This window comes from Brenneria uluponensis, from assembly GCF_032395385.1.
In the GTDB taxonomy this organism is placed as follows: domain Bacteria; phylum Pseudomonadota; class Gammaproteobacteria; order Enterobacterales; family Enterobacteriaceae; genus Prodigiosinella; species Prodigiosinella aquatilis.
On sequence record NZ_CP135917.1, the window covers coordinates 1,911,584 to 1,924,014 of the forward strand.

Annotated in this window: 9 protein-coding genes, 2 tRNA genes and 1 pseudogene; 3 read left to right on the top strand and 9 right to left on the bottom strand. The window is 47.2% G+C overall.

Annotated features, from left to right (window positions below; all coding sequences use genetic code 11):
- Positions 1-99: 99 nt before the first annotated feature.
- The 4 genes and pseudogenes from RS889_RS08740 to RS889_RS08755 form a co-directional block, all read right to left on the bottom strand.
- On the bottom strand, positions 100-1,149 hold the full coding sequence (locus RS889_RS08740) for an iron-containing redox enzyme family protein (protein WP_315710293.1): 1,050 nt from the start codon (positions 1,147-1,149) through the stop codon (positions 100-102).
- Positions 1,150-1,476: 327 nt separating this feature from the next.
- The gene (locus tag RS889_RS08745) at positions 1,477-2,052 is read right to left on the bottom strand and encodes a TetR/AcrR family transcriptional regulator (protein ID WP_315710295.1); all 576 of its coding nucleotides are present in this window, start codon (positions 2,050-2,052) and stop codon (positions 1,477-1,479) included.
- A gap of 272 nt (positions 2,053-2,324) precedes the next feature.
- A complete protein-coding gene (locus RS889_RS08750; protein WP_315710297.1) occupies positions 2,325-3,860 on the bottom strand; it encodes an IS3 family transposase in 1,536 nt (511 codons plus the stop codon).
- Between the two features lie 40 nt (positions 3,861-3,900).
- A pseudogene (locus RS889_RS08755) lies at positions 3,901-4,145 on the bottom strand (IS110 family transposase); the annotation flags it as partial.
- A gap of 102 nt (positions 4,146-4,247) precedes the next feature.
- Here RS889_RS08755 and istA point away from each other — a divergent pair.
- Both istA and istB read left to right on the top strand, forming a co-directional pair.
- Entirely contained in the window at positions 4,248-5,420 is a 1,173-nt protein-coding gene (istA, locus tag RS889_RS08760) for an IS21 family transposase (protein ID WP_315707433.1), read from the top strand.
- Positions 5,420-6,217, top strand: a complete 798-nt coding sequence (istB, locus tag RS889_RS08765; RefSeq protein WP_315707434.1) for an IS21-like element helper ATPase IstB — start codon at positions 5,420-5,422, stop codon at positions 6,215-6,217. The genes istA and istB overlap by 1 nt, the downstream gene beginning before the upstream one ends.
- A gap of 305 nt (positions 6,218-6,522) precedes the next feature.
- Here the strand turns inward: istB and RS889_RS08770 are convergent, their stop codons facing one another.
- The 3 genes from RS889_RS08770 to mtfA form a co-directional block, all read right to left on the bottom strand.
- Positions 6,523-7,791 (bottom strand): tyrosine-type recombinase/integrase, encoded by a 1,269-nt coding sequence (locus tag RS889_RS08770; RefSeq protein ID WP_315710299.1) that lies wholly within the window; start codon positions 7,789-7,791, stop codon positions 6,523-6,525.
- 161 nt (positions 7,792-7,952) lie between these two features.
- Positions 7,953-8,028 (bottom strand) — tRNA-Asn (locus RS889_RS08775).
- 148 nt (positions 8,029-8,176) lie between these two features.
- Positions 8,177-8,935: a DgsA anti-repressor MtfA gene (mtfA, locus tag RS889_RS08780; protein ID WP_021016499.1), complete on the bottom strand. Its 759-nt coding sequence runs from the start codon at positions 8,933-8,935 to the stop codon at positions 8,177-8,179.
- 93 nt (positions 8,936-9,028) lie between these two features.
- On the opposite strand from mtfA, the gene RS889_RS08785 reads away from it, so the two are divergent.
- Positions 9,029-9,118, top strand: a tRNA-Ser gene (locus RS889_RS08785).
- Positions 9,119-10,035: 917 nt separating this feature from the next.
- Here the strand turns inward: RS889_RS08785 and RS889_RS08790 are convergent.
- Both RS889_RS08790 and RS889_RS08795 read right to left on the bottom strand, forming a co-directional pair.
- Positions 10,036-11,511: a sensor domain-containing diguanylate cyclase gene (locus RS889_RS08790; RefSeq protein ID WP_315710301.1), complete on the bottom strand. Its 1,476-nt coding sequence runs from the start codon at positions 11,509-11,511 to the stop codon at positions 10,036-10,038.
- A 349-nt stretch (positions 11,512-11,860) separates the two neighbouring features.
- Positions 11,861-12,415, bottom strand: coding sequence for a flavodoxin family protein (locus RS889_RS08795; RefSeq protein ID WP_315710302.1), 555 nt, complete (start codon positions 12,413-12,415; stop codon positions 11,861-11,863).
- Between the last annotated feature and the right edge of the window lie 16 nt (positions 12,416-12,431).

The window sequence follows — 12,431 nt, forward strand, 5'->3', positions numbered from 1 at the left end:
AGAATGACAAGAATAATCAAAGGCACCTGCAATCGCTGAGTAATCATTTTTGCCTTCGTGCTGAAGAAGGCGTGTCCGTTTTATTGTTTTTCTAATTACTTACTTTAAATTAATCAGGCTGTTTAACAGGTGATTATAATAACTGTCCACCGTGTTAAGACGCATATTCGCGCCAATCCATATTTCTGCCATTGCCGCCGGCGATTTTTCCACAATGGGCGTGATCACCTGCTGCAACCAGCCTTCTGCATGGACCACATCAATCCCGATATGCTCGGTGTAGTAGCGCAGATCTCGGTCGGTAAAACCAAGCCGTTTGCTGCCCAGGACCAGCTTTTCGTATTGGCTGGGATCCAGCAATTCCGTAATGGCCAGGGCACCGATCAGCTTGAAATAATGTTCGCGGTTGGTACCCCCCAACATAAACAGGTTGTAACCGCTCAATCCTTGCCAGGCCAGAGTGTCGGCAAAATTGTCTTCCGGCAACTCGATGTGATTGCGCATCAGCAAATCTTTATACAAATTGACATGGGTATGGCGGTCGCTGCCTTCGCCGCACTCATCCCACATATTGCGGCTAAGCTCACCCCGCACCTCGATACGGGCACCCACCATCGCCATGGCGATTAAATCAAAAAACAGCAAATTCAATGCGCTGTCGCTTTTGAAGAAGGCGTTCATTTGCGTTTTGGACGCGTCATGCTGCAAAAACACGTAGAGCGGATGCGTGGCAGCCCGGTGGTGCGACCAGAGTTCCCGCAGGCTTTCTGTAAACAGTTTCGGGCCCGTCGCGATAGGCAACGCGACAAAATGCTCGGTCTCATGCGCCAACCATTTCTTTTCTATCATTCGTTTGATAGTGACCATCACAGGATGGTGCTGGTTTTTGCTTTCTGCGGTTAATGGGTCGGCTAAGCATGTCTGGTACAGCCAAAATAAGGTTTTTTGCACGGCTTTGCGGCTGTGCTCAATGTCCGTACTGTGATAGGCCGAGATCAGTTCCGCCTCTGTCGCGGCATGCAGCATTGCCGGCAATGCCGGATGGTGGCTAAAAAATCCGTCCAAGTCTTCTAGTCGCAACAGACCTGCCACGTACTCATCAAGGCTGATGGATAGCAGTTGGCTTTGCGTAAGTTTAGTATTTATCAAATCTAAACTATCCATCATTTACCTACAAAATTTGTGTTAATACAAAGCTAATACAAAACAGATCGTTTTTTCAATTTAATTATTACAAGAATGTTTCATTTTATTATAACTAATTGATTATATTTATATTATAATTTATTGCTATAAATATATAAATGTGATTTAAGTCTCACTCTTTTTGTTGTAAACAGATCGGTATACATTAATTATTGTTCATTTATAATGTGCCAGCTGGGATAGGGGTAGAGATGGGGCGCCTAGCGACAACGCCGAATTACTGTGACATGAGTTCGATATAGGGTGAACGAGAGTGAGAGTGAGAGTGAGCTATAGTACGATGTTTTCGGCATCGAGGATGGTTTTGGCAGTTGCCCAAGCGAGTAAGGCCGGTGAGTATTCACTGTGGTCCGCATATGTCAATTCAGAGATTATTGCGCCGTCCAACAGGATGACAAAGGTGAAGGCGATACGTTGCGCTTGTTCTTTTTTTACCTGCGAAAAGAGAATTTCGGCGATTAATGCCACCAAAGCTTGTTTCATTTCCTTATTTATATTGCAAATTTCTTTGGATTTATAACCAAACTCAAGCAATGAATTTGTAAACATGCATCCGCGAAATTTTTCATCTTTAAACCAAGTATGATAATAATTGAATATGGAAAATATTTTATCTTTAGGAGTGTGGTTATTTTCAATTGCCTCAGTGATATTTTTAATGAAATCGTTTTTACGCTGGGTTAATACCTCAATGATTAACTGATCTTTTGAGACAAAGTTACGGTATAGTGTAAGTTTGGAAATGCCCGCTTCAGTAATAATCTTATCTATGCCAACCGCTTGATAACCCTCTTTGTTAAATAACTCTGTCGCAATATCAATTATTGTTTGTTTTTTAGTTGTCATAATATCCCCTAGAAGCTTAGCAATCATTTGTGATAATATAATATTATTATAAATAAAAGTATCTACGTGCGCGTACTTTCCTAAATAGCTTATATGGACACCTCCCCGATGCAAGCACGGGAAGATCTTTTTCTGACAAAGTAGCCACACACATATATCCGGCTTCGTGAGCCCTGATGAACATCCGTACTCTCTGACCTCATTAGCGCCATGGCTTGTTACAGCCCAGCTATTTGTCAGGTTCGGGGGTGCGGATGTTTTCTTGGACGGTTTTATTGCGCGATGCCGAGTTGTCGACGGTACATTTCCGGGCTGAGTGCTCCCAGCGACAACTTGATGCGATGTTCGTTATACCATCGTATATAGGCATCAACATGCTGCATAAAGTGCTCAGGTGTCACGCCTGACCACTCATGACCATAGTACATTTCCGTTTTCAGGCGACCAAAGAACCCTTCACAGGCCGCATTATCCGGTGAACAGCCTTTACGGGACATCGAACGGATAAGACTGGCAGCATTCACACGCTTAAGCCAGCCTGGCCAGCGGTAATGCCCGCCTCGATCGCTATGGATTATTGGTCGTTCGCCTGCGGTTAATGTGCTGATTGCACCATCCAGCATGGTATTCGCCAGTTCTGCATCCGGGCGTGTACCCAACGACCAGCTCACAACTTTACCATCGAAGCAGTCGATTACAGGTGACAACCATACTTTGCCTGACGGCAGCTGGAACTCCGTGATATCTGTCAGCCATTTTTGATTAGGCTGTTCCGCGTTAAAGTCTCTGGCGAGTAGATTGTCAGGTGCCGGGCCGATTTCTCCGCAGTATGAGCTGTAGCGGTGCCGACGGTTTCGACTGACCACAAGCTGTTCTTCCACCATAAGTCTGCGTACAACCTTCTCAGAGAGTCGCTGGCCTTTGTGCCGTAGCATAGCGTGCAGACGGCGATAGCCATAACAACGATAGTTACCGTTGAAGATCTCTGTTATTGCGATACGTACGGTCGCGTATTTATCTCCCGAGCGCAGAGCTGTCCGGTGGTAAAAAAAACTGCTCCGTGCAAGTTCAAGGACTCGCAGCAGCTCTGTCAACGGGTACGAGCCTCTCAGGACATCAGCGATCTGCGTCTTTTCCCTGTTTGTCAGAGTGCTGACGCTGATGCCCGGGTCTTTTTTTATGATTTCCTCCGCTTTTTTCAGGATATCGAGCTCCATCTGCTGTCGACGTATCTCCTGATTAAGTCGGTTAACTTCTTCGCGCAGAGTGTCGCGCTCTTCCGTAAGAGACGGCTTTTCATGTTTGCGCATGGACTGGTAAGCCTCATCGCCGATGATTTCATTTTTCCATTTGTACAATACCGTGCGACTGATGCCAACGTTCATGGCGATTTCTCTGGCAGGTACATGCCGTGTACAAAGCGCCATGACAGCCTGACGTTTCACCTCAGGTTCAAAAGGTGCATTTTGATTGATCGTACTGGTGAAAATAAGCCGTCTGTCGGGATGACGTTCATTAACCCAGCGAGCCAATACATCACAGCAGGGATAACCAAGAGTCCTGCTGGTAAACGCCAGGCTGCAGCCATGGTTAAGATAATGTTCAACAGCAGCCTGCTTTTGCACATCAGAGTAACGAGGCTTACGGAGTATGGATTTTGTAGCACCATCACTCGCTTCCCATAAACGGATCCAGCGTCGTAGATTTCTTTTAGAGGGGTAACCCAGTTCACGAACTACAGGAGCCAGTTTTCTGCCGTATTTAAAGTAAAGTTCAATTGCGCGGAGCCGTTCTGCTTCGGTAAACATTATTTATCTCCTGAGAGTCCAGGAAATCGTCCGCACCCCCTTGTTCCTGATAATACAGTCTGGCCGGTATGACGAGTTAACCGTCTTCGCAGCCCACTCTACGAACGTCTGGCGGACAAACTTCGTATATTACCAGCGCCAGTGTACCCAGCATTTCTGGCCACTACGCTCGGTTACTGACGCAAGGCCAGGGTAGCTTTGAATTTCTTCTGCACTATTAAAGCGGTTGCGGTTATCACCCAATGCTGCAAGCATCCGCAGGCCCATACACGTTCCCATGCCCGGCTGTTAGCGCCAGTGATATAAGACGGTAATTCACCATTAGTATTGTCCGCTCCACCCTACATGTTGTTTCCTTTAGGTTCTCACACCAGAAAGGACATCAACATGCTGAGCAGAGAGGACTTTTACATGATAAAGCAAATGCGCCAGCAGGGTGCGTACATTGTCGATATTGCGACTCAGGTGGGTTGCTCTGAACGAACTGTCAGACGCTACCTCAAATACCCTGAACCGCCAGCCAGAAAGACTCGCCACAAAATGGTTAAGCTGAAACCGTTTATGGACTACATTGACATGCGCCTGGCCGAGAATGTCTGGAATAGCGAGGTCATCCTCGCGGAAATTAAGGCAATGGGCTATACCGGCGGGCGTTCCATGCTGCGTTACTACATCCAGCCCAAACGTAAAATGCGCCCATCAAAAAGAACGGTTCGCTTCGAAACCCAGCCGGGATATCAGCTCCAGCACGACTGGGGCGAAGTCGAGCTGGAGGTTGCCGGGCTACGGTGTAAAGTTAACTTCGCGGTTAATACGCTGGGGTTCTCCCGACGCTTCCATGTCTTCGCCGCGCCAAAGCAGGATGCTGAACACACCTATGAGTCGCTGGTTCGCGCCTTCCGCTACTTCGATGGCAGTGTGAAAACTGTGCTGGTTGATAACCAGAAGGCAGCGGTGCTGAAAAATAACAACGGAAAAGTGGTGTTCAACTCCGGGTTCCTCTTGCTGGCCGATCACTATGACTTCCTGCCACGGGCCTGCCGCCCACGCAGGGCCAGAACCAAAGGAAAAGTAGAGCGGATGGTGAAGTATCTCAAGGAGAACTTCTTCGTCCGGTACCGCACGTTCGACAGCTTCGCTCATGTTAACCAGCAACTGGAGCAGTGGATGGCGGATGTTGCTGATAAACGGGAGCTTCGCCAGTTCAAAGAAACACCGGAACAGCGCTTCGCGCTGGAACAGGAGCATCTGCAGCCGTTGCCGGATACAGACTTCGATACCAGCTACTTCGACATCCGCCATGTGTCCTGGGACAGTTATATCGAGGTTGGCGGCAATCGTTACAGTGTTCCTGAAACCTTGTGTGGACAGCCGGTCTCAATACGGATCTCACTGGATGATGAGTTGCGGATCTACAGCAATGAGCAACAGGTGGCGTCACACCGACTCTGTTCAGCATCGTCTGGCTGGCAGACTGTGCCGGAACACCACGCCCCGCTCTGGCAGCAGGTCAGCATGGTAGAACATCGCCCACTGAGTGCTTATGAGGAGTTGCTGTGATGCATGAACTTGAAGCGCTGCTGAGTCGCCTGAAAATGGAGCACCTGAGCTATCACGTTGAAAGCCTGCTGGAGCAGGCGGCTAAAAAAGAGCTGAACTACCGGGAGTTCCTGTGCATGGCGCTGCAGCAGGAGTGGAACGGCAGACATCAGCGCGGCATGGAGTCCCGACTGAAGCAGGCGCGTCTGCCATGGGTCAAAACGCTGGAGCAGTTCGACTTCACCTTCCAGCCGGGCATCGATCGTAAGGTTGTCCGGGAGCTGGCCGGTCTGGCGTTCGTGGAGCGCTGCGAGAATGTAATCCTGCTGGGTCCTCCAGGTGTCGGGAAAACCCATCTGGCCGTTGCTCTCGGCGTGAAAGCGGCGGATGCAGGGCATCGGGTACTGTTCATGCCACTGGACAGACTGATCGCGACGCTGATGAAAGCGAAACTGGAAAACCGGCTGGAGCGCCAGTTACAGCAACTGAGTTATGTCCGGGTGCTGATCCTGGATGAAATAGGCTATCTGCCAATGACCAGAGAGGAAGCCGGCCTGTTCTTCCGGCTACTGAACCGTCGATATGAAAAAGCGAGCATCATCCTGACGTCAAATAAAGGCTTCGCAGACTGGGGAGAGATGTTTGGAGATAACGTGCTGGCTACGGCGATCCTGGATCGGCTGCTGCATCACTCAACCACGCTGAATATCAAAGGAGAAAGCTATAGGTTGAAGGAAAAACGTAAAGCTGGAGTGCTGACCAAAAACGCCACGCCAATCAGTGACGATGAAATGGCGGAAAGCGGACAGCATCAGTAAAGAAAGCATCTAGCGGGCATGAAAATGGCAAATAACGGTCAAAGATCGTGGCGTTGACACCGGCTGTGATTTGAACAGTTCAGCATCCCGAAGATTATCGAATAACGGTTCGCTCATAACAGACCTAAGCCGTTTCCGTGGATAGTTTTGTATAAGAAGGGGACCTCACACTTTCGATTCACGCAGGTTAATTCGATTGAAGATGCTCATAAACGGCTTAACAATTTCTCCGAATTGAAGCCAGAAAAATGCCGTACCAGTACAGACTGATACGGCTATTTTTCTGGCTTATTTTGTCAGAGGGATTATCCCATTGCGCAGTTGCTTTCCTTCCCACAAATATAGGGTGGCACATACGCTTTCCGGCACATATCCAGATAATCCGACCACCACTGCATCATCGCTTTACGGGCATCGAGATATTCTGCTTTATGGATGTAAGCCGCTCGAACGCTATTGCGTTCCTGGTGGCTCATCTGACGCTCAACCGCATCCTGTGCCCATAGGCCAGACTCCATCAGGGCACTACAGGCCATTGCCCGGAATCCGTGGCCGCAGATATCATTTTTGGTGTCATAACCCATCAGGCGCAACGCCTTATTGACCGTGTTTTCGCACATCGGTTTATACGGATTATGATCGCCGGGAAATACCAGTATCTGATGACCGGCTATCTCCCGTATCTGTTTCAAAATAGCGATGGCCTGCCGGGAGAGGGGAACGATATGCGGGGTGCGCATTTTTGCACCGCGCCCAGAGTAGCGGACACCAGGGATGGCTTCGCGGGTGGCGGGAATCGTCCAGATGTGGTTTCTGAAATCAATTTCCGACCATCGAGCGAAGCGCAATTCGCTGGAGCGGATAAACAGATGCAGAGTGAGTGATACGGCCAGCCGGGTTAATTCCCGTCCTTGCTGGTAGTCCTCAATGCACGTCAACAGTTCCGGGAGTCGCTCCAGTGGCAGGGCAGGGTAGTGGCGTTTAACCGGAGGGGCGATGATACCGTCCAGATTGGCCGCCGGATTGTTTTCAATCAGCTCCTGATGCACGGCATGGCACATGATGTTGCACAGGTGCTGTCGGGTACGGGACGCCACTTCCAGCAGGCCTTTTTTCTCGATGCCTTTCAGCAGGTCGATGAAATGACGGGGTTTCAGTTCTGTGATCGGCAAGTGCCCGATAACCGGAAAGATATGATTGTTCATGCTGGCAAGCAGGCGAGTGGCGTGGTTTTCTGACCATGTTCGGTTGCTTTGATGCCAGTCCAACGCCACATCCCTGAAGGTTTTTTCTGGTGAACAGGGCGCTTTTTCAGCCGCCCGCTGGTGTGCGGGGTTAATATTCTGCGCCAGCAGTTTACGGATGCCATCACGCTGTTGACGCGCATTAGCGAGAGAGACAACAGGATAGGCACCTAAAGCAAGACGAGATTCTTTTCCGTTGATGCGATATTTGAGATACCAGAGACGCGAACCGCCGGGATTAACCAACAGGTACAGACCGTGAGAGTCGGAGACTTTGAAGGGTTTTGCGGAAACTTTTAAGTTGCGGATTTTTGAATCATTAAGAGACATGTGGGGGTCACTCCGTCATCGAACTAACCTGACCCCAAATCTGACCACCAAATTCTCCCGGTGCGGAGGGAAAACTAAACATGCACCGAGAAGACTTTTCACGCTAACTTATTGAATCTGAATCACATAGGGATTCGCAGAGTGGCATGAAATCAAGAATTTGGCTCCTCTGACTGGACTCGAACCAGTGACATACGGATTAACAGTCCGCCGTTCTACCAACTGAACTACAGAGGAATTGTGTGAACGGGGCGCATCTTATCTGTCCATCCCTAATGCTGTCAACGCTAAAATCACGATTGCTGGCTGACTGCTTAGCCTCTGTACAATTCGGTAGGGGAGTGGACACCGATAAAAGCCAGGAAGGCGTAGTGGGGGAACGCAGTTAGCGTTGCAGACGGGCCAATGGTGTCTGGCGGTAGAAGGCACAGAAATCCTGATATACATCAGGGAAACGCTCATACAATAGCTCAGGAGCGCTGAAAAAATACTCTGATAATACAGCGAAACACTCCGCCGGGTTGGTCGCCGCATAAGGATCCATACTGGCCGCGTCTTCCCCCACCAGTTCTATCTCTTCTTCCAGGGCTGTCATCACAGCATGAATATGGTGTTCCCAGGGAGCGACGTCGCGCAATGGTATAGCGGGAACCCCATTGCTCATTCCACCGTTACGGATGTCCAGTTTGTGGGCCACTTCGTGGATGATCAGGTTAAAACCTGACAAATCAAAAGAGTCCTGCACCTCCAGCCAGTTTAATACAATCGGACCTTGTTCCCAGCTTTGTCCTGACTGTACTAACGGGCCTGCGTGTATCAATCCAATATCATCCTGCCATTCATCCTGCACAACAAAAGGGGCGGGGTGGATTAACACTTCATGAAAACCATCCAACCAGTCAATCCCCAATTCCATGATCGGTAGCACGAAAAGCAGGGCAATCCGTTGTTCTATCAGTTCTGTAAGCGTCAGCCCTTGTAATGGCACCAGCCGTTTTTGCCGCAAAAACTGTCTGGCGAGCGTCACCAGCTTCTGTTGTTCCGTATCATTTAACGGTGTCAGCAGAGGAATAGAGAGTGCCGGTTGCCACTGCTGGAGTGTTTCCGGATCGGGTTGATGTGTTTTCCATTGCCACTTAATCATGGTATTGCTCGTTAACTCATCACTTGAATTTAAAGGCGCGGGGTAGGTCTGTTAAAATGCCACAAAAACGTGCATGATAAGCACCACTTACACGGAGAGGTGCCGGAGCGGCTGAACGGGACGGTCTCGAAAACCGTTGAGGGAGTAATCCCTCCGAGGGTTCAAATCCCTCCCTCTCCGCCAGTATTCAATCAGTTACCCCAATCTTTTTCAGTGACCAAAATCCCGTTGAGAAAATCTGCTGAGAGTATATTGCCTTGGATCAAGCTCCGACGCTATGGTTTGATATTGCATTTTTCTATTTAGTGTTGGGCTTATTCTGGCTTTGCGGCCATAAACAAGAACCTGTGAGCCGGTTTTATGTCCACTGATCTGTACCAGTGGCAGGCGCTCAGGTTCGTTGCATACTATGGCTATCTGATGCTTTTCGATAGTCAGTTTATTTGTCGGCGCTGGACGTACTGCTGTGGGCTGACGGTTTTCAGACTGCCTTAGATATTGTGCTGAAAAGCTTTATTGAAACACTTAATTTTCACCATGTTAATTCGTAAATCATGAAAAATTAATTCCTTCTAAATGCTGTAAAATTGGCTCTCTTGTCGACTGTTTTGGCATAATTACTCATGAATAGCATTATGCTCCTCACGTGGTTTTTTGTTGCGAATGTCAAAAATTATGTTAATAAAGTCATCTCGTGCTAAATAATTAATATTGTTGTGCAAAACTAAATCAATATCCCAGCTAGTGTGTTTGCTGGTTAATTTTCACAAATAATTTTTAATTATTCAAAGAGATGCTATTTAAAAAATGAGCGTCTCATTGTGCCGATTAATTTCATCTCTGGTTAAAAAGTCTTTTCAATAATGAAAGTATTCGCCTTCGAGTTGGATTAATTTTATATTTTAATTCATTTTTTATTTGTGCCGCTTGATTGAATGCATTTCTTGCGTGTTCAACATCACGGGTGAAACGTTTAATTAACTCATCTCTTTGATTATTCGATGATATAGCATCAGACCTTGTTGAGGAAGACATATGAAATCAAGCTCTACAATCGCACCATGCTCATAATCTGCATGCGTCTTTCTTGGTAGATGAGACTACTCTTCTGCCATCACCACTTTATTCCGGCCCTGATCTTTTGCCTGATAGAGTGCGATGTCTGCACGGTTAAGCAGCATATCCAGATTTTCTCCCGTTTGGAGCTCGGCTACACCACAGCTGACGGTGAAGTGTAATGCGTGTTTTTTGACTAAAACTGTCGAGATATCAACTGCACGGCGTAGTGTCTCCGCTCGTTGCAGTGCATTTTCCTTACTACAACCATCAAGCAGAATAACGAACTCTTCTCCTCCCCAGCGGCAGGCTTTATCGGTACTTCGTATGGTTCTTTGAATCAGTCTGGTGAGGTTTTGCAATGCCCGATCACCAATACCGTGCCCATAGCGATCATTTATCTGTTTGAAGTAATCGATGTCGATAAGAATAATCGATATCGACTTACGGTGTGTGAAGCGTAGTGCCCGCAATCGTCTGAAGAACTCTTCGAATGCCTGTCGGTTCATCAGCCCTGTCAGTTTGTCTGTTGTCGCCATTGTCTCTAGACGACGCTGATAATTACCGATGGTTAGCCACATCAGTAGCAAGAACAGTACACTGACGAAAATACTGATAAACAAGTTTTTGAGCAGCATGATCCATAGCTGATGTTCATGGTGATAACTACTTTGTTCTATCATCAACCGCCAGCCGAATTCAGGGATGAATCGGGTATTGAGAAAGATATTTTCATTATCACGGCGATATTGATAGCTGCCGCCTGGCATAGTCAGTATCGCGGTTGCAATCCGTTTAATGCCAGGTTGTTGATGGATATTAGCTGCTCGATGGTAATTTCCGCCATGTAGCATGACTTCACCATCATCATTAATAAAATAGATAGTCCGGTTATAACGTTGCTCATATTTTTCAACCAGTATCTTCAGGCTTGCTACAGACAAACCGATACCGACCACACCAATGAAATTCCCCTGATAGTCCAACACTTTATGATTAATAAAAATATCCAGATGGTCACGGACTTCCGGGTCATGCCCAATATTTATACTGTAAGGTATGTTATCGGGGAGCTGTTTGGTGTCAAAGAACCATTGGTTTTCTTCATCCGGTTTAGAGGCCATTTTGAATACTTGGTGGGGATCATAATAAAGTTTGGTTTTGTCAGAAGCGAAAAAAGAGAGAAAGGTAGAAAAACGACGATCAATTTCCTTGAGATAGCGAATCATCGCCTGCGAGTCGGATTCATTATTAAGTGCCCAGTCTTTGAGAAAAGTATCATGGGCCATTAACGAGGAAATGAAAATTGGTCGTAACAAGTCCCGTTGAATTTCAGAGTAAACATTGTCACTGGTTAAAGGTAGCGAATTTTCTTCTATTTCTTCAAATACGGAATGGCTGGCAACTTCGTAGCTGCTCCAGCTGATAATTAAAAAGGCGATTAATAGCATGATGGCGAACGAGGCAATTGCTCGTTTTTTATTCAACCAATTAAGGTCGGAAATTACATCATGCTGCAAAATAACATCCCCTATACGCTACCTACGACAAAAAAATGACGAATATAAAACCATTATAAATATCTGCCTTACTGCAGTTAAGCAATAGAATCACAAAATATCAATACTGAACGCGATACTTGTGGCATATACAAGGTGTCAGTATGGTGGTTCACTGCGATCCATATTGAAAATTCAATGTTACCGAACGGGTCTTCAGATAATGATGCATTATGCTGTGACTGATAAAAGTGTTAAATACGGTGAGATTAGAGACAGATGGATTAACTGTATCGAATAAAAATGCCTGGTAAATAGCCCAGGCATAGGGAAATGAGCGATATTCTGACAGACAAAACAGAGCTGGATATCAACTATTCAGGCGTTGAGCAATTTCAGCAACCCGTGCACCGTATAATTTTGCCGTATCCAGATCGCCAGCCGGAATAGCATCAGCACCCGCATCGGAAGGTGACTGGATCAGCGCGCCGACTGACCCGCCCAGGTTATTGATATCATTACGAGTAGCGGCCTGCGTATTGGCCGGTAGTAACCCTAAGCTGACCCAAATTCCGCCGTGCTGGGATGCCAGCGTCTGGAGATAAATCATGCAGACTTGTTTATCGCCATTCAGACTGGCGCTATTAACAAACCCGCCAAATACTTTGTCTTTCCAGCCACTTTGAGACCAGACTTTAGAAGAGGCATCGGCGAACTTTTTGAACTGCCAGGGCACAGAACCCATATAGGCTGGCGAACCGAAAATAATACCATCCGCATTGTTCAGCGTTTGCCAGTCATCTTCAGTAATATCACCATTGTTATCAATGGCGATCAGTGTCGCTTCAGCGCTTTCTGCCACTATTTCTGCAATAAGCTTAGTGTGGCCATAACCAGAAAAATAAATTACTGCGATTTTACTCATATAGATTTCCTTATTT